Raw genomic sequence first — 24,029 nt, forward strand, 5'->3', positions numbered from 1 at the left:
CAGCCAACCAGGCAGCTGACGATCTTGTCCGCAGCGAGCGCTTGCAGACGATGGCGAGTCAGTTTGCGGATGCCTTTGATGAACTGATTTACCAGGGCGTGGTAAACCTGACCGCCAGTGACCAGTGGATCGAACTGACCCTGCGCAACAGCCTGCTGTTTGGCAGCGGCGATGCCGAGCCACACTTTGATGCTTTCCCGGTCATCGAGCGTATTGCCGCGATCATTGCCGATGGCGACAACGCAATCCGGGTTGAAGGTTTTACCGATGACCAGCCCATCCGCACCCCCCGCTTTCCCTCCAACTGGGAGTTATCTTCCGCCAGATCGTCCGCTGTGGTCAGGATGCTGGCCATGGAGGGGATCGATCCCATGCGGATGGCGGCTATCGGGTATGGTTCCTGGCAGCCGGTGGCCCGTAATGATACCGAGGAAGGACGCCGTCGTAACCGGCGTGTGGTGCTGATGATTTCCCGTGACGCCTCAATCCGTGGGGCGGTGAGGGCACCCTGAGCGGTTGTTCTGGCATGAAAACTGAATAGACCTTTTATCAACACGGATCAGACACTGGTAATGACCGTCTGCTCCGTAAAATCCTGGTGTGCCGGCAAAGGGTCGCCGGTTTCCGGTCAAGTTATACCGTAACGGGCCGATAAGCGGACAGGCAGATGCCAGATCCGGTGGAGTGGGCCGGTTTTTCAATCAGCAATAACGGATTTTCTGGAGCAACAAACGTGCGGATCTGGGCGGTAGCCAACCAAAAAGGCGGTGTCGGGAAAACCACAAGCGTGGTAACCCTGGGTGGCCTGTTGGCGGCTGAGGGCAAGCGCGTGCTGGTGGTAGATCTGGATCCCCATGGCTCGCTCACCAGCTGGTTCGGCTACGATCCGGACCGTCTCGCTCACAGTGTGTTTGATCTGTTCCAGCACCAGGGCAAGGTGCCCGACGGACTGCCCGCCCAGCTTATCGTGGAGACCAGCTGCCCGGGATTGTCATTGCTGCCGGCAAGCACGGCGCTGGCCACCCTTGAGCGCCGGATGACAGGCGCTGAAGGCATGGGTCTGATTGTCTCCCGTGCGCTGGCGCAGCTGTGGGACGACTTCGATTATGTCATTCTGGACAACACCCCGTCACTGGGCGTGTTGATGGTGAATGCCCTGGCTGCGGCCCAGCACCTGATCGTGCCGGTTCAGACCGAGTTTCTGGCGATCAAAGGCCTGGAACGCATGCTTCACACCCTGCAGATGATCATGCGATCCCAGAAAAATGCATTGGCCTATACCATTGTGCCGACCCTGTTTGACCGCCGCACCCAGGCTTCGCTGCAAAGTCTGAACGCATTGCGCAAAAACTATCCGGACGAACTCTGGCGTTTTGTGGTGCCGGTAGATACCCGCTTTCGTGATGCCAGCCAGGCCGGGGTGGTGCCCCACAGTCTGGACGCCAATACCCAGGGTGTTCGCGCCTATCGCAAGTTGCTGCAGGATCTGCTGGAAGGCACCACCTCCTGGTCCGGGAAGGCTGGCGCATGACTGACGGTTTTCTGACATACCTGCTGACGGGGGGCGTGCGGCCATGACGGCGAATGCCTCCCGGCGCAAGGCCGAGCTGGAGTTGGCGGATCCTCAGCTGGCGGACCCGCAGTCGGCGTTGATCAGCTATCTCGACGATCTGCTGTACACCGCAACAACAGCCGTAGCCGACCCTGAACCGCAACCGGAAGCCGGCAAACAGTCTGTTCAGCCAGTGCCTGTACCCTCTATGCCACCGGCGCTCGCCAAAGCGGAACCGGTTGCGGTGGTGGCAGAGCCGGCGCCGCTGGTTGTTCCGGAACAGACGCCGGAAATAGTTCAGCAAACGGATCAACCAACGATTCAGCCACCGCCACCGGCCGAACCTGAGGGGCGGCCAGACTGGTCAGAAAAACCCTTTGAGTGCCTGATTTTCCGGGTGGCCGGGCTGCAACTGGCGGTACCGCTGGTGTTGCTGGGGGCGATTCATCGCATTGATGACCGTATCAAGCCCATTCCGGGGCGTCCGCCCTGGTACATGGGCATGTTGCTGGACCGGGATCAGAATTTGAAAGTGGTGGACACTGCGGAATGGATCATGGCGGGCCGGGTGCCCCCCAAGGCCGCGGAAGGCTACCGCTTTGTGATCCGGCTGGACAATAGCGACTGGGCACTGGCCTGTGATGAGGTGGCCCAATCCTTTACCCTGCAACCGGAGGAAGTACGCTGGCGCTCTGCCCGCAGCAAGCGTCCCTGGCTGGCTGGCACCGTTATCCAGCACATGTGTGCCCTGATCGACGTGGGCACTATGGCCAGACTGCTGGCCAGGGCGGAACGGGAACAGCGGCTGGAGCTCGACTGACCTGGCTCAGGCCAGTTACCAAATGAAACCGTGTCATGCTGGCACGGTTTATGCCCTGAACTATAGTATGGGGCACTGACGATGGTTTTTTGACGATCAGGCTGTCCCGTTCGGATGGCCTGCGAGGAGACAAGGCTTTATGGCATCCCAGAACGGACAGCAAACTCAGTCCCAGGACGACAAGGTCCTGCAGTACGTCACTTTCAGACTGGACGACGAGACCTACGGAATCGACGTCATGCAGATCCAGGAAGTGTTGCGGTACACCGAAATCGCTCCGGTACCCGGTGCTCCGGACTATGTTCTGGGCATCATCAATCTGCGGGGCAATGTGGTCACCGTGATTGACACCCGCCGGCGCTTTGGCCTGGCGGATGCCGAGGTCTCGGACGCCACCCGGATTGTGGTGATGGAATCCGACAGCCAGGTGATGGGTGTGCTGGTGGATTCGGTAGCCGAGGTGGTGTACCTGAAGGCCAGTGAAATTGAGACTGCACCGAACGTGGGTAATGAAGAAAGCGCCAGATTTATCCAGGGCGTGTGCAACAAGAACGGCGAACTGATCATTCTGGTCGAGTTCGAGAAAATGCTGACAGATCACGAGTGGGCGGAAGTCGCATCGCTCTAGACAGATAGCCGGGGTCGCCACCCCGTCCGGTCGTGATCGCAGCCATAGAGGATAGTGCTATGACTTCGATTGACTGGACGGCTCTGGCTCCCTGGGGCCTCACACTGGCGGCGTTGCTTCTGCTGATGGTTCATTCGTTTCAGAACCGTCTGCAGCTGAGCAAGCTGCGCGCGCAGCTGCGGGAACGCAACGAGGCTACCGGACGTGAACTTCATGCCGTCAGCAGCAGCAGTCTGGGCGTGGGCCATCGGGTGGTTGCCTGCGAACGGCAACTGCACGAGCTGCGCAGTATTCAGGACGAAATGCGCCAGAACGATCCCCTGCGAGTATCCTACGACGAAGCCGCTCGCCTGGTAGACCTGGGTGCGGATATCGAAGACCTGATGAATACCTGTGGTATTTCCCGGCCGGAAGCGGAACTGGTATCAGCGTTGAAGAAGCGAAAGGCTGCGTAAGTCCATGATGTTGATCAGAAAAATACCGTAGTTCAGGTCGTAGAGCGGCAGGCGGGTGGGGCTTGCCAAAATACGCTGTAAATACATCCCGGGCAGATTTTTGCTCCTGCAAAATCTGCACTTCCGCCGTCCGTGGCGGTCGTGCTCGGCTCCGCCATCCATGGCTCCGCACGATTTTGGCAAGCCCCACCCGCCTGCCTCATCGTATGTGATCGACTTTGTCCTTCATTTCACATCTTCCGGCGTGCGCCCCTGCAGGCTGAACGCAAACGCCAGTATTTCCGCGATCACCCGATACAGGGTTTCCGGAATCTCCTCATCCAGATCCAGCCGGGCCAGAATCCCCGCCAGCTCGGCATTCTCGTAAAGCGGTACTTCATGCTCCCGGGCAATGCGGATGATCTCCTGGGCAATTTCATCCATTCCGCTGGCGGCCACAGTAGGCGCCCGGCTACCGTCGTATTTCAGGGCGACGGCTGTCTCCCGTTTATGGGCTGTGGTGCTTCGGTTGTTATCAGTCATGCCTGTATATCCACCATTCGATGCTCGAGTCGGGTCACGGCTGCCGCAGGAGTGCCCCGGCGACATTCCAGGCCGGTTACCTCCAGGCCCAGTTCGGTCAGGCTTTTGCGCAGCTCACTGAGCTGCTGGTTCACCTGCCTGACGGTTTCCTGACGCTCCGCCCAGACCCGGGCCGAGAGATTCTGGTCCCGCAGGGCTACCTCAAAGGTAACCGGGCCAGCGTCATCCAGATCCATGACCAGACTGAACCGCCATTCCGCCACCGTACTCCGCTGGCGTTCCCGGTTCTCCTTGCCGGACTCTTCCGGCCATTCCTGTTCCAGCCTCAGCTGGGCCAGCCTGGGTTCACCCTGATGATTGAGCCAGGGCAGGTCAGCGACCCAGGTATTAATGGCCGGCGCGCCTTCAGTGCCGCCGCGGGCGGTCAGTAGCTGGCTGTGGAGCTGATTGACGGCAATCCGGTTGAGCATGCCGGCCAGCAGCCTCAGAGTCTGGCCTACCGTCATGGCTTCCGCTGTCTGGGCCGCAGGTGCCGGGCTTATGGGGAACTGCAGGGGGGCACCGGCCAGGTCCGGACTGGTCAGCGGGGTAAACCGGCTGAACTGGTCCGGTGCCAGTCCCTGATGCTGCAGCAGAGTCTGGACCACGCGCCCCAGAGCCAGCTTGAGGTCGGCGGCGTCCGGCGGCGTTCCCCGGGCAAGCCCGGCCTCGGTCACCAGCCCACTGGTCAGCAGCCATTGGCGCACACTGGTGACTGCGCCGGTGTCTGCAGCCAGTCCGGCAGGGGCGGGGCTGGCGGACGTGCCGGCGGCTGCGGTGAGACCGGCCGTAGCGGTAAGGGAATTCTGTCCGGGCGGGATTCTGAGCAATGCCTGTACGGCTTCTCTGACTGCCGCCGGAAGCGGCTCGGTGGTGCCCGGAGCAGTGCCGGGTCCGGCCAGTAAACCCTGGGCAAGACTACTCAGCAGTTGTTGCAGTCCGGTATCCAGGGAGTGTTGTCCCGGCAGGTGGCGCGCCAGCGCCTGGGTAAGCAGCGCTTCTGCCGGTGGTGGCAGTTTGCCGAGCAATTGCAGGGCGTTGCCGTCCCGCATCAGTGACAGCAAGTCACCGGGCTGAAGCTTGGGCAGATTGGCAGGCAGGTCAACGGTCAGCGACTGGCCTCGCAGTTCCAGCAGGGCCTGGGCACCACCCTGGCGCTGCAATAACTCCACAACCCGGGCCACCACGGCCTGACGGTTACCCAGTTGCAGCTGATCCAGCAACTGGCGGGGATTGGTGGCCGGGGCTTCGGGACTGACTTTGCGCTCGGTTGCAGCGGGCGATAGCGGCAATGGGTTACCGTTTGGTAATTTCATTGGAATTGTGCTTCAGCCCCTGGTCGATTTGATGTCAGGCAAGAGTAATCCCCTGTCCCTTTCGTTATAATAGCGCGCGCCTGCAGGCTGTGCCTGGGGCTGCGGGTGTGACGCCCGCCAAATGCCTATCGAAAGCCTTCAGTCATGGCTGCTGGTTTTCCCGGAACTGCTGGATACCTGATGACTGAGCCGTTGTTACAGGCTGTGGAACTGTCATGTGAGCGAGACGACCGGGTGTTGTTTCGGCAGCTGAATGTGTCCATAGTGCCCGGCACACTGACCCGTGTCGAGGGGCCAAATGGCTCCGGAAAAACCACGTTGCTGCGAATATTTGCCGGCCTGAGCGATGCCTTTTCCGGAGAGATCCTGTGGCAGGGCAGGCCCCGTCCGGCCATGCGGGAGTGGGCGAACCGTAATACGCTGTACCTCGGCCACCGGGCAGGTATCAAGGGGTTACTGACGCCGCTGGAGAATCTGCGGGCGCTGACCTTTGGCCGTCAGACCTGTAGTGAAGCCCTGTTGCGTGACGCCCTTGACGGTGTCGGGCTCGGGCCCTGGGCCGATGTCCCCTGTCAGAACCTGTCTGCAGGTCAGAAACGGCGGGTGGCTCTGGCCCGGCTGCTGTTCTCGGACGAGCCGTTATGGATTCTTGATGAGGCCTTTACTGCACTGGACGTAGAGGCAGTGGCGGCGCTGGAGCGACTGCTGACCGAGCGGGTGAGAGAAGGCGGCGCGGTGGTGATGACAACCCATCATGAGCCCGACCTGGCGATGTTGCAGCGGGTCCGGCTGGGCGATGTTACCCGGTCAGCCACCGTGGCGGAGGTCTGAGGTGATGGGCCAGCAAGAGCGGCAGGTAATACCGGTGTTAGCGCTGAAACACCCGGATACGGAAGCTCCCGGGGCGCTGGCGGCAATGGTCACCGTGATTGCCCGGGATGTGCGGGTGAGCATCCGCCAGCGCCAGGACCTGCTGAATCCATTGTTGTTTTTTGTCATGGTAGTGGCGCTGTTTCCGCTGGGTGTGAGCCCGGAAGTGTCGTTTCTCAGTCAGGCCGGGGTCGGTATTCTGTGGGTGGGGGCCTTGTTGTCCACGCTGTTGTCACTGGACCATCTGTTCCGGTTTGATTTTGAGGATGGCACCCTGGAGCAGCTGGCACTGCAACCGCAGCCCCTGTTTATGCTGGTGCTGGGCAAAACACTGGCGCACTGGCTGGTTACTGGTCTGCCCCTGGTGGTGCTGACACCGGTACTCGGGCTGATGCTGCATCTTGACGGGAACTCTGTTGCGGTTTTATGTCTAACGCTGCTGATCGGTACGCCGGTGCTCAGCCTGATAGGCTCTGTCGGTGCCGCATTGACGGTAGGCTTGCGGGCCGGCGGCGTATTGCTGTCTCTGCTGATCATTCCGCTGTATATACCGGTGCTGATTTTCGGCACCGGCACAGTGATAGCGGCCGGTGACGGCGCGGCTGTCTCCGGCCACCTGGCATTGATGGCCGCGTTTCTGGTGCTGGCGCTGACACTGGCGCCGTTCGCGGCGGCCGCAGCATTGAAAATCAGCCTGTCCAGTGCAGGCTAGGTAAAACGAAAGACGGACACACAAGGGATTTCGCCCAATGTGGCAATTTTTAAAGCAGTTTTATCACAAATTGGGTTCCCCCCGGTGGTTCTATGGCATTGCCAATCGCTTCATGCCCTGGTTCCTGGTGATCGGTCTCGTCCTGGCCGTCACCGGCATTGTCTGGGGCCTTGCCTTTGCTCCGAAAGACTATCTGCAGGGCAACAGCTACCGCATTATCTTCATTCATGTGCCGACGGCCTTCCTTGCCCAGTCGGTGTATCTGATGATGGCGACCGCCGCCGTTGTTACGCTGGTCTGGAAAATGAAAATTGCGGATGTCTTCGTCAAGGCGGTGGCTCCGGTGGGGGCCGTACTGACGTTTCTCGCGCTGTTCACCGGCGCGGTCTGGGGTAAGCCTACCTGGGGAACCTGGTGGATCTGGGATGCCAGGCTGACTTCCATGCTGATTCTGCTGTTTCTCTACTTTGGGGTCATCGCTCTGGGCTCCGCCATTTCCGACGAAAAATCCGCCGCACGCTCTGTTGCTGTGCTGGTGCTGGTGGGTGTGGTGAATATTCCCATCATCAAATATTCGGTTGAGTGGTGGAATACGCTGCACCAGCCTGCCACCTTCAAACTGACTGAAAAGCCCACCATGCCCGCCGAAATGTGGGTGCCGCTGCTGCTGGTGGTGCTTGGACTGTATTTGCTGTTCGGTTGGCTTGCGTTGTGGCGCATGCAGACCGAAGTTCTTGATCGCGAGCGTCGCACCCGCTGGGTTCGTGAATTGGTATTACCGGGAGGAGGTGCCAGACCTTGATGGCTTTTGATTCCCTGAGTGCGTTCTGGATGATGGAAGGCCATGGTCCTTACGTGTGGACCTGCTATGCCGCCTTTGTCCTGCTGCTGGGAGGCCTTGTCTGGTGGTCCCTGCGGGAGCGCCGGCAGCTGATGGCAAACCATCGGCGTCAACTGCTGATGGAACGGCGTGACGGCGGGCCTGTCGAAGAGGCCAGAGTGTCGAGGCCGGCAGCGGCCAGTTTCCAGCGTATAAACCCATCCTGATCATGAGAAAGACCCTGTAGCTATGACACCAGCGCGTAAACGTCGACTAAGTATTATTTTCTTCCTGCTGGCCGGCCTCGGCATTGTCGTGGGGCTGACCACCTATGCATTCCGGCAGAACATAAACCTGTTCTACGACCCCAGCCAGATCATGGCGGGAGAGGCTCCGGTGGACGTTCGCATCCGCGCTGGTGGAATGGTTGAGGCGGGTTCGGTTAACCGGGACCCTGAAAGCCTCCGGGTACAATTCCGGGTGACGGATTTCGATTCCACCATCACCATGGAATACGACGGTATCCTGCCGGACCTGTTCGCCGAAGGGCAGGGAATTGTTGCCACCGGCCGCCTGGACAGCAATCGTCACTTTATTGCAGACCAGGTGCTCGCCAAGCACGATGAACAATATATGCCGCCTGAAGTCGCCGATGCCCTTGAACGTGCCGCCGCCCGGGCCGAAGAAAAAGGCATTTCCACCCCCCACAGCTACGGCTCGTCTGACTGACGTCTGCTTAGCCCGGGAATCCCCGAAAGGAGAGGTCCATGTTACCTGAGTTCGGACAAGTCACACTGATTCTGGCACTGCTGCTGTCGATATTGCTTGCCGTGGTGCCCCTGGTCGGTTCGCTGACGGCGCGGGATAACCTGCAGGCATTCGCACGGCCGCTGGCGACCGGACAGTTTGTGTTTATCGCCATGGCTTTCGCCGTGCTGACCCACGCTTTCATGGTGGACGATTTCTCGGTGGCTTATGTGGCCAACAACAGCAACAGCATGATGCCCTGGTACTTCAAGTTCAGTGCGGTCTGGGGTGGTCACGAAGGTTCCCTTTTGCTGTGGATACTGATGCTCAGTGGCTGGACCCTCGCTGTGGCGATTTTCAGTCGTCGCCTGCCGGCGGTTATGGTGTCCCAGGTATTATCGGTGATGGGCATGATCGCCATTGGTTTCCTGCTGTTTATCCTGCTGACCTCCAATCCTTTCGACCGTCTGTTGCCCAACGTGCCGGCGGACGGGGCTGACCTGAACCCGCTGTTGCAGGACTTCGGCCTGATTGTTCATCCGCCGACCCTGTATATGGGCTACGTCGGGTTCTCAGTGGCGTTTGCTTTCGCGATCGCTGCATTGATCAATGGCCGTATGGACGCTGCCTGGGCCCGCTGGTCCCGACCCTGGACGACAGTGGCCTGGGCCTTCCTGACCGTCGGTATCGCGCTGGGAAGCTGGTGGGCCTATTACGAGCTTGGCTGGGGCGGCTGGTGGTTCTGGGACCCGGTAGAAAATGCCTCGCTGCTGCCCTGGCTGGCAGGTACCGCACTGATGCACTCGCTGGCAGTCACCGAAAAACGCGGTGTCTTCAAAAGCTGGACAGTACTGCTGGCGATACTGACCTTTTCGCTGAGCCTGCTGGGCGCCTTCCTGGTTCGCTCCGGGGTGCTTACCTCGGTGCATGCTTTCGCATCTGACCCGACCCGTGGCTCGTTCCTGCTGGCGTTGCTGGCCATTACCGTGGTCTGCAGCCTGTTGCTGTATGCCGTGCGGGCACCGGTTGTTCACTCCCGGGTGCGTTATGGCTCCCTGTCACGGGAAATCTTCCTGCTGCTCAACAATGTCCTGACGGTCGAAATGGGCCATGTTGCTGGTACTGGTGGGTACACTGTACCCCCTGGTGCTCGACTATCTGGACCTGGGACGACTGTCCATTGGCGAGCCGTTCTATAACCTGACCTTCAGCCCGCTGGCTATTGCCGTTGGCCTGTTGCTGGGCGCCGGTATCTTTTCCCGCTGGAAGAAAACCGACGGCGGCACTCTGACCCGCAAGCTGATGTGGCCGGCGGCGATCAGCCTGGTTGGTGCGGCCGGGGTTATGGTGGCCTATGGTGACTTCAACCCATGGGTGTTTTTCGGATGTCTGTCGGCTATCTGGGTGGTTGTGGCCACCGGCCGCGACCTGCTCGACAAGTCAGCTTCCCGTCACGGCCGTCTGCATGGCCTGAAACGTCAGTCCCGCAGTTACTGGGGCATGGTGCTGGGGCACCTGGGTCTGGCCATGACCATCGCCGGCTCCACGATCGTGTCCAATTACGGCATTGAGCGGGATGTGCGGATGAGTCCCGGGGATGTTGCCACCCTTGATGATTACCAGTTCACCTTTGCCTCTATCGGCGAGCGTGAGGGGGCCAACTTTACGGCTCAGGTGGCCCGTTTTGACGTCAGCAAAAACGGCAAGGCGGTGACAATCCTGTATCCGGAAAAACGCCAGTACAATGTACAGCGCAACATCATGACCGAGGCGGGCATTCACGCGCGGCTTTCCCGTGACCTGTTTGTGGCCATTGGTGAGCCAGTGGGAACCCAGGCCTGGGCCATCCGCATTCAGTACAAACCAATGATTCGCTGGATCTGGCTGGGGGCGCTGTTTATGGCCGCCGGTGGCTTCCTGGCGATTGCTGATCGTCGTTACCGGATACGGGACAAAGTGGCCAGTCCGGCTGATGCAAAACAGGCGGGTCTGCAGCCACAGCGACCGGTGGAGGCGGGGGCATGAAACGACTGTTTCTGTTCATCCCGGTGGTTATTGCCGTTGTCCTCGGCGTATTCCTCTACGCCGGTATCGGCAAGGATCCGAACAAGCTCGAATCTGCCCGTATTGGCCAGCCGGTGCCGGCCTTCGAGCTGGCGGACCTGAATGATCCAGGGCGCCAGCTGACGCCGGACATATTCCTGGGTCAGGTGTCCCTGCTGAATGTCTGGGGCACCTGGTGCCCCGCCTGTCGCGACGAGCACGGCGACCTGGTGTGGCTGGCGGAAGAAAAAGGCATCCCCATTATCGGCCTGAACTACAAGGACAACCGCAACCTGGCGCTGCGATGGTTGCAGGATCTGGGTGACCCCTATCAGGTGAGCCTGTTCGATCCTCAGGGCCGGCTGGGCTTTGATCTGGGGGTCTATGGCGCGCCCGAAACCTACATCGTCGACAAGAAGGGGATGATCCGTTATCGCCATGTAGGCGTGGTGAATGAGAAGGTCTGGCGGGAAGATCTTGAACCCCGGATTCGCCGCTATCAGGAGGAAGGCTGATGCATCGCTCACTGGTTCGTCTGTTGATGGTGCTGGCTCTTGGTTTTGCTGCACCGCTGGCCCTGGCAAGTGGTGGAGATGATGTTTATCCCCTGGATACAGACGCTGACCGGGAACGGTTCCAGACCCTGATCAAGGAACTGCGTTGTCCCAAATGTCAGAATCAGAACATCGCCGACTCCGATGCGCCTATCGCCACCGATATGCGGAACGAGGTCTACCGCATGGTTCAGGACGGTGCTCCCAATGAAGAAGTGGTCAGTGCGCTGGTGGATCGTTTTGGTGAGTTTGTCCGCTATAAACCGGGCTTTGACAGCCGCACCGCCCTGTTGTGGCTGATGCCGCTCATTGTGGTTCTGATCGGCGTCAGCGTGGTGGCCTCCATTGTTATCCGGTCCCGCAACAATCCGGAAGATGGCGGCAGTCTCAGCGACGAGCAGCGGCGTCAGGCCGAAGCGATACTGCGCGACAAACCCTGATCAGGATCAATGATCTACCCGAGTTCAACTAACGGATATTTATGATAACCACATTCTGGATTCCTGTGGCCATCCTGATTCTGATGGCCCTCGCATTTATTGTTTACCCGCTGCTGTTCAGTCGCCCTGAGCGGCGTGCTGACCAGGAACAGCGCAACCAGAACCTGCTGGCCTACCGCACTCGTCTCGCCGAGCTGGATGCAGAGCATGAACAGGGCATTCTCGATCAGGAAAACTACCGCCAGCTGAAAGATGAGCTGGCGGGAGCCATGCTGGATGACGTCGGCACGCAGGCAGCCCCGTCAGCCGGATCGGCAGAAGAGCTGGTGGTGGACCGCCGGCACAGGAGCACCTGGGTCGTGGTGGGTATCTCGGTGGTTGCCATTCCGCTGGCGTCGGTGGTTCTCTACGGCGAGTGGGGGGCCATCAAACGCGTGGAGCAGTTTCAGGCCATGCAGCAGATCGAGGCCTCAGGCGACGACCGCGCGCTGCAGATGGAGGACCTGACCAGGCAGTTGCACGATCGTCTGCAAGCCGAGCCCGACAATCCCGATGGCTGGGCCATGCTGGGCCGCAGTTACATGCGAATGGAGCGCTATCCTGACGCAGCAGGGGCGTTTGAGCGGCTGGCATCGGTGGCTCCCGACGAACGTTCCCGGGCGGTTGCCTGGGGCCTGTCCGCCCAGGCCTGGTTCTTCAACAGCGAAGGTTCGATGGATGAACGGGTTACCTCTGCCATCGGCAAGGCCCGTGAACTCAATGAAAACGAGGTGAACTCGCTGGGTCTGCTGGGTATTCATGCCTTCGAGCGAAGCAATTTTGAGGAAGCGATCCGCTACTGGGAAAAAATTATCGAAGTGGCACCGGACCACCCCCAGTTGCCTTCCATTCGTCGTGGCGTTGCTCAGGCCTATGAGAATCTGGGTATGCCAGTGCCGGAGGAGCCTGAAGCGGCACCGGTGTCCGACCGTGGTGTCTCCGTTCTGGTGGAGCTGGATGATGCGTTTGCAGGCCAGGTATCGCCGGATACCACCCTGTTCATCTATGCCCGCACGCCGGATCTGCAATCAGCACCCTTGGCGGTTGCCCGCATGCGGGCAGACCAGCTTCCGGTTACCATTCGCCTGGATGACCGCCTGGCGATGGCGCCTGAATTGCGCATTTCAGGAGTTGAGGAAGTCATTCTGGCGGCCCGCCTCAGTATTTCCGGAACTGCTACCCCACAGCCTGGCGATTTCCAGGGAATTATCGAAGAGCCGGTGCCGGTAAGCAGCGAGGCTCTGGATCCGGTGGTTCTGACGATTGATCAACAGATGCGCTGATTTGCGGTTGGAATGAAAAGCCCCCGGGTGGTGACGCCCGGGGGCTTTTTCATGGCGTGGCGATCATCCCGGATCTGGCTATGGTGACCGGTTCGGCGAGAGCCCCTCGGGATAGAACCCGGGGAGCGGCGCTGTCGTTTTGTGGTGGGCCGGCGCGCGCCGGCCCCGCTTCTGGCACAGCTTCAGGCGATCGGTGAGTGCCGCAGTCACCGCCGCAAGCTTCCGCTCGGACGGTACTGCAGGATTGCCCCAGGTCTCCTGGTGCCATTGCTGTACCAGATCAGTGAGTAAGGGATCCTGCCAGTGGGCCAGGGCCTGGTCGACGGTATGCACGGGGTGATCGGCAACGGACTGGGTCCAGTGTATGAAGTGGCGCACCCAGTCCGGATTGGCATCAGCCAGGCGCTCGGTCATTGCACGGAATTCCGGGGTTTTCAGGTTGGCTGCCGGGGTCTCCTGATGGATGGATTTTCGCGCCTGCCACTTCCGGCGCTGGCACCACCACAGGCAGCCGGTGCCAGCCCAGCCGAGGCCAAACAACAGACTCAGCCAGGGCCAGAACCCCGTTGATGCGGTGGTGTCGACCGTCGGGTCGGAGTTTTCGGCGGGCTCTTCAGCCGTAGTGGCGATTGGTTCGCTGCTGCCGGGCGAGGGCATCACCGTGTAGCGTCGTGCGGGCAGAACGGCAACCCGCGGCTCGTCGGTGGTGACATCCCACCAGTGGACCCGGATTTCCGGCAGTACCAGATTGCCGGCGGCGACGGGCACCAGTGCTATGGACTGCTCCAGACTACCGCTGATTCCGGACGGGCCGACGGCCGAGTTTCTCACCGGGGTTTCCGGGTAGCTGCGTAAGCTGTCCGGATACTGATCAGCGAGTGGAGGTAACACCGGCCCCTGCAGCCCGGTTGCCTCGATCTGGATACTCCGGTTCAGGCTCTGGCCGATGCTGAGGGAGCCACCGTCCGGCAAACCCCTTTCGCTGATTGTCAGGCTGCGGGCCGGAAGCCAGGTGTTGCCGCTGAAATTATCCGGTATGTCCCTGACCTCCACATCGAACAGGGTGGCGCTGGTGCGGAGTCGATAGGCATGGCCCCGGGGATGGCGGGCCAGCCCCTCGAAGCTGATGGCTGGCAGGCTCAGTGTTCCCGTGGTCTGGGGAAATACCGAGTAACGTCGCTCCACCACCCGGTAGGATTGCCCGTCCCGTTCCTGGCTGAATTCCCGCTGACGGCCAAGTTGCTCGATGACGGCATCGGAATGCTCCGGCGCGCTGAGCTCGCCGCGGATCAGATTGCTCGCGAAGAACAGGCGCACGGTAAGGATCAGCTCCTGCTGGATGTAGACCCGGTCCTCACTGGCGGATAACTCGATGAACAGTTCACGGCTGTCGCTGATGTCGGTCTGATCAGCCAATGCCAGCTGTGGGATAGCAAGCAGGCACAGGATCAGGACACTCGCCAAAAACACCGGGACCTGCCAAAAACCCGGGTATGACTGTGCATTGTGGCTGTGGTTTACCATGGTGTATCGTTTTCATCCGTCTGAGTGTTGCGAGCCCGGGACTGCTGCAGAAACTTGCGTCGCAGGAGTCCACCGGGGTCGTCCGGAATGCGTCTGAGCCACTGCTCCTGGGACTGGCTCAGTGGATTGGTGTCGGCTTTGTCGGACTGGCCATCTGCAGCGTTGGCACCCGGGTCTGCTGATGAATCGCCTGGGTCGCCGTCAGACTCCTCGGGGGCTGCTGCGTGTTGATTTGCATCCTCGTCTGCCGGAGCAGAGTCTGTTGCCTCAGGCTGGTCATCGCGGGAACCTCCGGGATCGCCGGCCTCACCCGCAGACCGGGTTTCCGGGGGCGTTCCAGGCCCATTGCTGGGGTCATCGGCCTGACCTCCCGGGGGGGCGTTCTGATCGCCTTGCTCTCCTTCGCCTTCTCCTTCCCCGTCGCCCTCACCAGGCTGCGAAGCGCTATTTTCCTGCTGCTGTTCCACCAGCTCAAGATTGTAGCGGGCGTTGTCGTGGTCCGGGTCAAGTGTCAGCGCCTGCTGCCAGGCTTCGATGGCGGCCTCTGTCTTGCCGGCATGAATCAGCGCGTTGCCCCGGTTGTACCAGGCATCGGCCTGTTGCGCTGGCGGCAGTCCGGACCCGGTCCCCCGGGCAAAGGCCTCGGCTGCCTGATCGTACTGGCCGTTGCGGAAACGGGCGGTGCCCTGCCACAACGGATCCCGCAGTTTGTCGGCAGCGGCGCCGGGGTCGGCGTCAATAAGGGCCTCGGCCCGCTGTTCCGGACGTTGCCAGAGATCCGCCCACTCCCAGGCCAGGGCAGGGCGCGGCGGAAACAGGGCGGCGGCAAGTACCACCGTTGCCAGCGTACCCCGCCGCCAGCCCAGCCAGATCAATGGCAGCAATAACCACAGCAGCCAGTAACCATCGTCAATGCCGCGGCTGATTTCCAGGCGATCACGGGTTTCATGCCAGTGTGCCGCATCGGCTGAACGCAATCGCAGGTGCGCCAGATCCTCATCCCCGGTGGTCATGGCGATGGCGCTGCCCCCGGAGGCCGCGGCCAGTGACCGCAACGGCTCTATGGCGCTCCGGGTGATTACAACGTTATCACCGTCCCGGATAAAGCCATGATTTGGCAGGGGTACCGGGCCACCCTCCGGGGTGCCCGCGATGAGCCCGTAGAGTGGCCAGGGCGAATCAGTCATCGCGCGGCGAACGGCGCCCTCGTACAGCTCCGGTACACCGTCGGTAATCAGCAGAATCCGCCCACGGACTCCGGCACCCTGAGCCAACAGAGAGCGGGCTTTCTCGATGCCCAGGTCGGCACGGTTACCGGCGGCGGGCATGATGAGTGGATCCAGCGCGGCCAGCAGGCCTTCAATGGTATGACGGTCGTCAGTCAGCGGGGTGACGGTATGGGCATCGGCAGCGTAGACCACCAGTCCGGTAAAGGCGCCGTCACGGATCGCCAGCAGATCGCGGATCTTGCGTTTGGCCAGGGTCAGTCGATCGGGCCGGGTATCTGTGGCCAGCATCGACAGCGACAGGTCGAGGACGATGACCAGAGCGTCGTCCTGCTGCTGCAGGGGCATCGGCGCCGCCCGCCAGGAGGGCCCGGCAAGGGCGAAGCTTATGACCACCACCAGCAAAGCCGGCGCCAGGCCGGGATGTCTCAGCGCCTGGCGGGCACGGCTCCGGGTTTCCTGACCGCCATGTTGCAACGGCGCCAGCAAGGCGGGCGAGATGACTTTGCTCCAGCCATTGTCGCCTTGCCGGGCCTGCCGATACAGCCAGAACACCAGCGGCACCAGCATCAGCAAAAGCAGCCAGGCCGGGCGCAGGAAATGAAAACCGGTCAGCTCAGTCATCGGCGCGTCTCCGGTTGCCCCTGGCCAGCAGCCGTTGCCCGAGTTGCTGAACCGGGAGTGGCAGGTTTCCACGATGGGTCCCCAGCACCAGTACCAGCCAGATCATGGCGGCGAGGCCAGCAGGCCAGATGAACAGTTCGGTGATTGGTCGATAGCTGCGGCCGTCCAGTTCCAGGGGCTCGATCCGGTCCAGTATCTGATAGATCTCACGGAGATCCTGCAGGTTACGGGCGCGAAAATAGCGGCCCCCGGTTATCTGTGCGATAGCCTGAAGCTGATCTTCGTCAAGGTCCCGGGACGGGTGGATCTCACGGGGGCCAAACAGCCCCTGCTGGATCATGGCATCGGCACCGATGCCGATGGTGTGAATACGCACCCCGGCGGCGGCTGCAATCTCCGCCGCCTTGTCAGGGGTTACGTTCCCTGCGGTATTGGCACCGTCGGTCAACAGAATCAGCACACGCTGTTCCTGGGGACGTTCCCGCAGCCGCTTCACCGCAAGCCCGATGGCATCGCCTATGGCGGTGGCCCTGCCGGCCATACCAATGCCCGCCTCGGCCAGCAGTACCCGCAGGGTTGTATGATCGAAGGTCAGCGGAGCCTGAATGTAGGGCTCGGTTGCGAACAACAGTAACCCCAGTCGGTCGCCACGGCGTTTAACAATAAAATCGTCCACCACCACCTTGATGGCATCCAGCCGGTTCAGGGACTGCCCCTGAATAACCATGTCCGTTTCCTCCATGCTGGGAGAGATATCCACCGCCAGCATAAGGTCCCGTCCGGACACCGGAAAGGCCACCGGCTCACCAATCTGCTGGGGCCGGGACAGTGCCGCGAGCAGAAGTATCCAGAGCGCCAGCAGCCAGAGCCACTGGCTGCGGCGAAGGTTTGAAGGAGGGCCACCATGGTTGCTGACTCCGGGCAGATCTTTTAGCCACAACGCCTGAGGCAGCAGCGGCTCCCTCTCCTGTGTAACCTGTCCGGACAGGTTGCGGGTATTGCGCCGATGGAACCACCAGATTATCAGCGGCAATGGCAGCAGGAACCACACCCAGGGCCATGACACCGTCAGCATCGCTGTTGCCTCAGCCAGTTACCGGCAAGACTGAGAGCTTGCGATGGTGACAGTCCGGCGTAGGGGTCGACCGTGGCCAGGGCAAGGCGCCTGCAGTCGTCACTGGCAAGGTCCGAGGTGCTGGCTAGAAAACACACCCAGTCTTCTCCGGTCAGTGTGTCCGTCCCCGCGTTCGGGTATCGCACCCGGGCCACTCGTTTGAGCAGCTGGTTGAGTTCACCGTACCAGCCAGGATCATCACTGCGTCGTGCTTCCAGTTCAGCCAGAATCCGGTTGGCGGGTGCCAGGAACCGGTTGCGTTGCTGCCTGCGATAGTACCAGATCACCAGTGTGGCGGTGACGGCCAGCAGCAGGCCCGCCAGCAGCCACCATCCCGGTGCTGGCGGCCACCAGCCGGCCGCAGGCGGCTGATGAATATCCCGCAATTGCTGGAGCAGTTCCTCAGGCACGTGGGGCTCCCGGACAGTTCCAATACGGTTGGTTTTGCGGATAGCTGGCTGCGGTCACAGCAGGCGCCCCCCTTGTCCGGTCAGTGAACGCAACAGGGTGGTTGGATGTTCGGTGGTTGCCAGGCTCAAGTAGCTGACTGCGGTCTGCCGGAACAGGTGCTCCAGCTGTTGCTGACGGGATTCGGCCCGGTTGCGCCAGGCCTCCCGCAAGTGCGGATTTGCCGCGTCAAACCACAGGGTGTCGCCGGCTCCCCTGACAGCGTAGCGGCCGCCTGCAGGCGGTTGCTGGTCAAGGGGGTCGGTAAGCTCGATTGCCGTGACCGAATTGTGATGGGCCAACGCGCCCAGTTGCCGGGACAGGTGGCTGGTGTCGTTGGCAAAATCACTGAGCAGAAAAATCCGGGAACCGGTGTGGGCGATTCTGCGGGCTTCGGTGAGAGCCTCCTCCAGGGCGCCCGCGGCTGACCGAAACTGACCTGTGTCCGGTGCCCGATGCCGCTGGCGCCCCGCCAGCGCATCCAGCAGGCGCAGTACGGTTTTCTTGCGGCGAGCCGGACGGATGACGTCGATGGTGTCGCCGTCAAATACCACGCCGCCCACCTGATCACCGGAGCTCAGGGCCAGCCAGGCAAGCAGAGCCGCAGCCTGGGCACAGCGGACCTGCTTGTAGGCGCCTTGTGAGGCAAAAAAACTGGTGGGGCCCAGGTCGCAGATCAACAGGACCGGGCGCTCCCTTTCTTCTTCATAGATTTTGGTGTGTGGCTGCTGACGTCGTGCGGTAATGCGCCAGTCGATGCGGCGGACATCGTCGCCGGCCTGGTAGGGGCGCACCTCGGCCAGCGCCATGCCGCGGCCACGGACCGTTGTCAGATGTCCGCCCTGGCGTGGACTGGCCAGACGGCGCGGCGCGGGCATGCGCAGACTGCGGGCATCGGCCTGCAGTGCCACCAGCTGCTGAAGACTGGCAAATACCGGCGAATCCGTTGTCGCCATCATGGTTGCCACCGTCGCTGCCCAGCTGTCATCAGGCGCTCACCGGCACCCGGTCCAGCAGGCGCTGGACAACATCGTCCGGCGTGATACCGGCGGCCTCGGCCTCGAATGTCAGTAACAGTCGATGGCGCAGCACATCAAAGGCCATGGTGCGGATGTCCTCGGGGCTGACAAAGTCACGCCCCTGCAGCCAGGCCAGCGCCCGTGAACAGCGGTCGAGGGCAATGGTGCCCCGGGGGCTGGCACCAAACGCCAGCCAGCTGCCCAGCTCCGGGTCCAGGGTTGCGGGTTCCCGGCTGGCCAGTACCAGCGCCAGCAGGTAATCCTCAACCGCGTCGGCCATGTAAAGTTCGCCGACTTCCCGGCGGGCATCAAACACCTCATCGTGACTCAGGGTGCGGGTGACCGGGGCTTGCCGGCCGGTGGACTCGGCCCGCGCCAGCCGCAAGATGTCCCGTTCAGCCCCGGGGTCGGGATAGCCGATAGTGACGTGCATCAGAAACCGGTCCAGCTGGGCTTCCGGCAGAGGATAGGTGCCTTCCTGCTCAATGGGGTTCTGGGTTGCCATCACCATGAACGGCGAGGGCAGGGGGAAGGTTTGCATGCCGACACTGACCTGCCGCTCGCCCATGGCCTCAAGCAGCGCGGACTGGACCTTTGCCGGTGCCCGGTTGATCTCGTCGGCGAGCACCAGGTTATGGAATACCGGGCCCTTCTGGAACTCAAACAGCCCGGATTCGGGCCTGAAAATATCACTGCCGGTGACGTCGGATGGCAACAGATCCGGGGTGAACTGGATACGGTGAAAATCACCACTGAGGTGATCGGCCAGGGCCTTGATGGCGGTGGTTTTGGCGAGCCCCGGGGCACCCTCCACCAGTAGATGGCCATCAGCCAGCAGCGCGATCAGCAGTCGTTCCACGAGAATCTGCTGACCAATGATCCTGGCACCCAGGCCGGCTTTCAGTTCGGCAAAAATGTGTTGTAACGGTGACATCCGGTGATCGGCTCCGACGGAAATGGGCGGTAAGGCTACGCTCAATAGCAACAGGTATGTACTGTATACCGCGAGGGTCTGATACCGTTAATGGCAGTATCAGCCAGATGATGATTTTTTGGCAATTTACAGCAAAATATCAAGGGTTTGACTAAGCTGGAGTTACGATTCGTTCACGAACCTGAAAGGTGCACCATGAATGCTTTGACCGTGACCAACAAGTCGCAGTTTCTGGAACAGCTGGACGATGCCTTTACCCGCAAGATCGAGCGAAACGACGCGGAGAAAATCAGTGAGTTTGCCCACCAGTACCTGATGCACCTGCCCCTTGAGGAACTGCTCAGCCGGAACTTCTCGGACACCTACGGTTCAGTGCTCGCCGCCTGGCAGTTCCTGCAGAAGCGGACGACTGACCAGACCCCGGTAGCGGTCTTCAACCCTGATCTTGAAAGCGACGGCTGGCAGTCAACCCATACGGTAATCTACATTCTGCACCCGAACACGCCTTTTCTGGTGGATTCGGTGCGCATGGCGGTTAACAGTCGCGGCATTGGCACTCATACAATTCACCATTCCATTCTGCGTCTGTGCCGGGACGAACAGGGCCACCTGCAGACCCTGTTCGCTCCCGGCACAGCGGCGGCTCCAGGCAGCACTGAAGAGGCACTGATTGTTCTCGAGATCGATCGTCACAGCGCCAATGAGGATCTGCTGTCGCTGGAGCTTCTGCTGCAAGAGGTGTTGCACGAGGTCAGGATCGTGATCTCTGATTTCGGTTCCATGAAAGACAAGGCACTGGCCATTGCAAAGGAACTGGATGACAGGCCCAGCGGTATTTCTGCCGGGGATGTCAGCGAGGCCAGGGCGTTTGTTGACTGGCTGATCGGCGATCATTTCACCTTTCTGGGTTATGACGAATACGATTTCGTGCGGGATGGCAAACAGACAAAAGTACAGCGGGTGGAGCGCTCGGAGCTTGGCATCCTGCGGGTGAACAACGAACGGCCTGCTCAGGTCAGCATGAAGGATCTGCCGCGGCGCACCCGCCAGCAGATGACCCGCACGGATGAACTGTTTATTTTCGCCAAATCGGCCCAGCGGTCCCGGGTCCATCGTCCGGCCTATCCCGATTACATCGCCGTGAAAAAGTTCAACAAACAGGGCGAGGTGGTGGGGGAGCGCCGGTTCCTGGGGCTGTATACGGCCCGGGCCTTTTCCGGGCGCCCTGAAGAAATTCCGCTGCTGAGGCGCAAGGTGGCCGGAGTTCTCGAACGCTCTGGTTTTCAGCGGGACGATTACGCCGGTAAGGAACTGGACCAGATCCTGACGGTGTACCCCCGGGACGAACTGTTCCAGATGGAGCTGGAGGAGCTTTACCAGACCGCCCTCGATATCCTCTACATTCAGGAACGTCGTCAGATCCGGTTGTTCATGCGGGAGGATGTGTACGGTCAGTTCGTGACCTGCCTGGCGTTTTTCCCCAGAGATATCTACACCACCGAACTGCGCCTGAAAGTGGAGCGGGTGCTGTGCGAGCGGCTGGAAGCGGAGGACATCAGTTTTATCACGCACTTTTCCGAGTCGGTGCTGGCCCGGGTTCAGTTCACCATCCGGGTGCCGCGGGCGGGTATTCGCCGGTTGCCGGTGAAGGAATTACAGGATCAGATAATCGAGCTTGCCCAGTCCTGGCGGGACGGTCTGGAAGAGGCGCTCCACGAAAGCTATGGCGAGGAACACGGCAACGAGCTGCTGCGACTCTATGAGGGTGCTTTCCCGGCCAGCTATCAGGACATGTTCTCGCCCCGTCGGGCCGCCATCGATCTCGAGCATATCAGCGCGGTCAGTGAAGGCCAGTCTCTGGCCATGAGCTTCTACCGGGCCCTGGAGGAAGACGAAAACACCCTCCATTTCAAACTGTTCAATCCGGACGAACAGCTGCCCCTGTCGGATGTGATGCCGATCTTCGAGAACCTGGGGTTCCGGGTGATTGGTGAACATCCGTTCGAGGTAACCAATCACAGTGGTGGCCGGGTCTGGATTCACGATTTCAGCTTGCAGACCCGTTCCGGCCAGATCGTGGATATTCATCGCATTCGTCCGATCTTCGAAGAGCTGTTCCGGCGAGTATGGTTTGGCGAGGCGGAGAATGACGGCTTCAACCGGTTGCTGCTTTCTGCCTACCTTGGCTGGCGGGAAATTGCGATCCTCCGAACCTACGCCCGCTACATGCAGCAGATCCGGTTTTCCAACAGCCAGAGCTTCATTGCGAGCACTCTGGTAAACCATGTGGCGCTGACCGGGCAGTTACTGGAGCTGTTTGATGTGCGATTCAATCCTGTCCGCAATCAGAGTGCCGGCAAGAGCCGGGCGGCCCAGCAGAAACTGGCGCTGGAGTTCAATGCCGGTCTTGACGAGGTCGAAAACCTGAGCGAGGACCGGGTGCTGCGGCTTTATCTGGAGTTGATCCAGGCGACTCTGAGGACCAACTATTTCCAGATGGCGGCTGACGGCAAACCGAAGGCCTACATCAGCGTGAAGCTGGATCCTCACAGTATTTCCGATGTTCCTCTGCCGTTGCCCATGTACGAGATTTTCGTATATTCCCCTCAGGTTGAGGGGGTACATCTGCGGGGTGGCAAAGTGGCCCGGGGCGGTCTGCGCTGGTCTGATCGTTTCGAGGACTATCGCACCGAAATTCTCGGTCTGGTCAAAGCCCAGCAGGTCAAGAATGCGGTGATTGTGCCGGTGGGTGCCAAAGGCGGCTTTGTTGCCAAGCAACTGCCGGAACCTTCCGATCGGGAGGCTTTCCAGAGAGAAGGTATTGCCGCCTACAAAACCTTTATCCGGGGCCTGCTGGATATCACAGACAACCTGGTGCCCGAGGGTATCAGCCCCCCGGCAAGCGTGGTCCGCCATGACGGTGACGATCATTACCTGGTGGTGGCAGCGGACAAGGGCACCGCCACCTTCTCGGATATTGCCAACGGGCTGGCTGCCGACTACGGCTTCTGGATGGGCGATGCCTTTGCCTCCGGTGGCAGCAACGGCTATGACCACAAGAAAATGGGTATCACTGCCCGCGGCGCCTGGGTGTCGGTGGAGCGGCATTTCCGCGAAATCGGTATTAACCCGGCCACTGACCCTTTCACTGTCATTGGCATTGGTGATATGGCCGGCGACGTGTTTGGTAACGGGCTGCTGCAGTCCGGCCAGGCGAAGCTGGTGGCGGCGTTCAATCACCTTCACATCTTTGTGGACCCGGATCCTGACCCGGCCCGGAGTTTCGCCGAACGCAAACGTCTTTTCGAAATGCCCCGTTCGGCCTGGTCAGACTACAACAGTGACCTGATTTCCGAGGGTGGTGGCGTGTTTAACCGCAGCGCCAAGTCGATTCCGGTCAGCCCGCAAATGAAAACGCTGCTGGGAATCAAGGCGGACCGGGTGCCGCCGAACATGCTGATCAGTCATATCCTCAAGGCCCGCGCCGATTTGTTGTGGATCGGCGGTATCGGCACCTACGTCAAGGGCAGCGATGAGACCCACGGTGATGTGGGTGACAAGGCCAATGACAGCCTGCGGATCAACGGTGCTGAACTGGGCTGCCGGGTAGTAGGTGAGGGCGGTAATCTGGGTATGACCCAGTTGGGGCGCATCGAGTTCGCCCTGCAGGGTGGTCGCCTGAATACCGACTTTATCGACAACTCTGGCGGGGTCGATTGCTCCGACCATGAAGTGAACATGAAAATACTGCTCAACCAGGTGGTGGCGGCAGGCGATCTGACGGAAAAACAGCGCAACCAGCTGCTTGAACAAATGACGGAAGAAGTTGCCGATCTGGTGTTGCTGAACAACTACCGTCAGACCCAGGCGCTGAGTATCGCCAATCACGAAGCAGCTCACCGGCTGGAGGAGTACCGGCGACTGATCGTGGGTCTGGAGGCCGCCGGCAAACTGAACCGGGAGCTTGAGTTCCTGCCTGATGATGAAGCCCTGGAAGAGCGCAAGAATGCCGGCAAGGGCCTGACCCGACCAGAGCTTGCGGTACTGATTGCCTATGTCAAAGCCGATCTGAAGCAGACCCTGATTGACAGTGAGCTTCCCGACGACCCAATGCTGATTGCGGAAATGCACAAGGTGTTTCCCGGGGCCATGGTTCAGCGCTTTGCCAGCGAACTTCAGGGTCACCAGCTGCGGCGCGAAATTATCGCCACCCAGGTAGCCAATGACATGGTCAACCACATGGGCATCACGTTTGTGGACCGGCTGACAAACTCGACGGGGGCCGATCCGGCTTCCATTGC

Annotated in this window: 22 protein-coding genes and 1 pseudogene; 15 read left to right on the forward strand and 8 right to left on the reverse strand. The window is 60.7% G+C overall.

The features are described from left to right. The 5 genes from AAC035_RS03940 to AAC035_RS03960 all read left to right on the forward strand — a co-directional run. Nucleotides 1–512 (forward strand): OmpA family protein (locus AAC035_RS03940; RefSeq protein ID WP_339800187.1); only part of this gene is annotated, 512 nt, incomplete at its 5' end. Between the two features lie 221 nt (nucleotides 513–733). Beyond that, the gene (locus AAC035_RS03945; RefSeq protein WP_339800235.1) at nucleotides 734–1,531 is read left to right on the forward strand and encodes a ParA family protein; all 798 of its coding nucleotides are present in this window, start codon (nucleotides 734–736) and stop codon (nucleotides 1,529–1,531) included. A gap of 43 nt (nucleotides 1,532–1,574) precedes the next feature. Beyond that, nucleotides 1,575–2,372, forward strand: a complete 798-nt coding sequence (locus AAC035_RS03950) for a chemotaxis protein CheW (protein ID WP_339800189.1) — start codon at nucleotides 1,575–1,577, stop codon at nucleotides 2,370–2,372. A 139-nt stretch (nucleotides 2,373–2,511) separates the two neighbouring features. Then, nucleotides 2,512–3,000, forward strand: a complete 489-nt coding sequence (locus AAC035_RS03955; RefSeq protein ID WP_339800190.1) for a chemotaxis protein CheW — start codon at nucleotides 2,512–2,514, stop codon at nucleotides 2,998–3,000. 59 nt (nucleotides 3,001–3,059) lie between these two features. Next, a complete protein-coding gene (locus AAC035_RS03960; RefSeq protein WP_339800193.1) occupies nucleotides 3,060–3,455 on the forward strand; it encodes a DUF2802 domain-containing protein in 396 nt (131 codons plus the stop codon). Nucleotides 3,456–3,680: 225 nt separating this feature from the next. Here AAC035_RS03960 and AAC035_RS03965 read toward each other — a convergent pair whose 3' ends face one another. Continuing rightward, the gene (locus AAC035_RS03965; protein WP_339800197.1) at nucleotides 3,681–3,977 is read right to left on the reverse strand and encodes an EscU/YscU/HrcU family type III secretion system export apparatus switch protein; all 297 of its coding nucleotides are present in this window, start codon (nucleotides 3,975–3,977) and stop codon (nucleotides 3,681–3,683) included. Further along, the gene (locus AAC035_RS03970) at nucleotides 3,974–5,332 is read right to left on the reverse strand and encodes a flagellar hook-length control protein FliK (protein ID WP_339800198.1); all 1,359 of its coding nucleotides are present in this window, start codon (nucleotides 5,330–5,332) and stop codon (nucleotides 3,974–3,976) included. The genes AAC035_RS03965 and AAC035_RS03970 overlap by 4 nt, the downstream gene beginning before the upstream one ends. Nucleotides 5,333–5,512: 180 nt before the next feature. Between AAC035_RS03970 and ccmA the strand changes: the two genes are divergently transcribed. The 9 genes and pseudogenes from ccmA to ccmI all read left to right on the forward strand — a co-directional run bounded on the left by ccmA (nucleotide 5,513) and on the right by ccmI (nucleotide 12,840). Beyond that, nucleotides 5,513–6,163: a cytochrome c biogenesis heme-transporting ATPase CcmA gene (ccmA, locus tag AAC035_RS03975; protein WP_339800201.1), complete on the forward strand. Its 651-nt coding sequence runs from the start codon at nucleotides 5,513–5,515 to the stop codon at nucleotides 6,161–6,163. Nucleotides 6,164–6,248: 85 nt separating this feature from the next. After that, on the forward strand, nucleotides 6,249–6,914 hold the full coding sequence (gene ccmB, locus AAC035_RS03980) for a heme exporter protein CcmB (protein WP_339800238.1): 666 nt from the start codon (nucleotides 6,249–6,251) through the stop codon (nucleotides 6,912–6,914). Between the two features lie 37 nt (nucleotides 6,915–6,951). Continuing rightward, the gene (ccmC, locus tag AAC035_RS03985) at nucleotides 6,952–7,716 is read left to right on the forward strand and encodes a heme ABC transporter permease CcmC (protein ID WP_339800203.1); all 765 of its coding nucleotides are present in this window, start codon (nucleotides 6,952–6,954) and stop codon (nucleotides 7,714–7,716) included. Continuing rightward, nucleotides 7,716–7,961 (forward strand): heme exporter protein CcmD, encoded by a 246-nt coding sequence (gene ccmD, locus AAC035_RS03990; protein WP_339800206.1) that lies wholly within the window; start codon nucleotides 7,716–7,718, stop codon nucleotides 7,959–7,961. The genes ccmC and ccmD overlap by 1 nt, the downstream gene beginning before the upstream one ends. 22 nt (nucleotides 7,962–7,983) lie before the next feature. Further along, nucleotides 7,984–8,463: a cytochrome c maturation protein CcmE gene (gene ccmE / locus AAC035_RS03995; RefSeq protein WP_339800209.1), complete on the forward strand. Its 480-nt coding sequence runs from the start codon at nucleotides 7,984–7,986 to the stop codon at nucleotides 8,461–8,463. 38 nt (nucleotides 8,464–8,501) lie between these two features. Then, a pseudogene (locus AAC035_RS04000) lies at nucleotides 8,502–10,506 on the forward strand (heme lyase CcmF/NrfE family subunit). Beyond that, nucleotides 10,503–11,039: a DsbE family thiol:disulfide interchange protein gene (locus AAC035_RS04005; protein ID WP_339800212.1), complete on the forward strand. Its 537-nt coding sequence runs from the start codon at nucleotides 10,503–10,505 to the stop codon at nucleotides 11,037–11,039. The pseudogene AAC035_RS04000 and the gene AAC035_RS04005 overlap by 4 nt, the downstream one beginning before the upstream one ends. Nucleotides 11,040–11,050: 11 nt before the next feature. Beyond that, nucleotides 11,051–11,518, forward strand: coding sequence for a cytochrome c-type biogenesis protein (locus AAC035_RS04010; protein WP_339800241.1), 468 nt, complete (start codon nucleotides 11,051–11,053; stop codon nucleotides 11,516–11,518). 41 nt (nucleotides 11,519–11,559) lie between these two features. Beyond that, nucleotides 11,560–12,840 (forward strand): c-type cytochrome biogenesis protein CcmI, encoded by a 1,281-nt coding sequence (gene ccmI / locus AAC035_RS04015; protein ID WP_339800215.1) that lies wholly within the window; start codon nucleotides 11,560–11,562, stop codon nucleotides 12,838–12,840. Nucleotides 12,841–12,918: 78 nt separating this feature from the next. Here the strand turns inward: ccmI and AAC035_RS04020 are convergent, their stop codons facing one another. The 6 genes from AAC035_RS04020 to AAC035_RS04045 are packed head-to-tail and all read right to left on the reverse strand — an operon-like array spanning nucleotide 12,919 to nucleotide 19,728. Beyond that, the gene (locus AAC035_RS04020) at nucleotides 12,919–14,304 is read right to left on the reverse strand and encodes a hypothetical protein (protein WP_339800217.1); all 1,386 of its coding nucleotides are present in this window, start codon (nucleotides 14,302–14,304) and stop codon (nucleotides 12,919–12,921) included. 53 nt (nucleotides 14,305–14,357) lie between these two features. Then, nucleotides 14,358–16,214, reverse strand: a complete 1,857-nt coding sequence (locus AAC035_RS04025; protein WP_339800219.1) for a VWA domain-containing protein — start codon at nucleotides 16,212–16,214, stop codon at nucleotides 14,358–14,360. Next, nucleotides 16,207–17,289 carry a VWA domain-containing protein gene (locus tag AAC035_RS04030; protein ID WP_339800221.1) on the reverse strand — a complete coding sequence of 361 codons (1,083 nt, stop codon included), beginning with the start codon at nucleotides 17,287–17,289 and terminating at the stop codon, nucleotides 16,207–16,209. Before AAC035_RS04030 ends, AAC035_RS04025 begins: the two co-directional genes overlap by 8 nt. Beyond that, a complete protein-coding gene (locus AAC035_RS04035; protein ID WP_339800224.1) occupies nucleotides 17,283–17,738 on the reverse strand; it encodes a DUF4381 domain-containing protein in 456 nt (151 codons plus the stop codon). Before AAC035_RS04035 ends, AAC035_RS04030 begins: the two co-directional genes overlap by 7 nt. A 54-nt stretch (nucleotides 17,739–17,792) precedes the next feature. Next, on the reverse strand, nucleotides 17,793–18,734 hold the full coding sequence (locus AAC035_RS04040) for a DUF58 domain-containing protein (protein WP_339800227.1): 942 nt from the start codon (nucleotides 18,732–18,734) through the stop codon (nucleotides 17,793–17,795). 28 nt (nucleotides 18,735–18,762) lie between these two features. Next, the gene (locus AAC035_RS04045) at nucleotides 18,763–19,728 is read right to left on the reverse strand and encodes a MoxR family ATPase (RefSeq protein ID WP_339800229.1); all 966 of its coding nucleotides are present in this window, start codon (nucleotides 19,726–19,728) and stop codon (nucleotides 18,763–18,765) included. A 195-nt stretch (nucleotides 19,729–19,923) separates the two neighbouring features. On the opposite strand from AAC035_RS04045, the gene AAC035_RS04050 reads away from it, so the two are divergent. Next, on the forward strand, nucleotides 19,924–24,029 hold a 4,106-nt coding region (locus AAC035_RS04050; protein ID WP_339800232.1), incomplete at its 3' end, for an NAD-glutamate dehydrogenase.

This window comes from uncultured Marinobacter sp. (assembly GCF_963974375.1).
Classification (GTDB): Bacteria; Pseudomonadota; Gammaproteobacteria; order Pseudomonadales; family Oleiphilaceae; genus Marinobacter.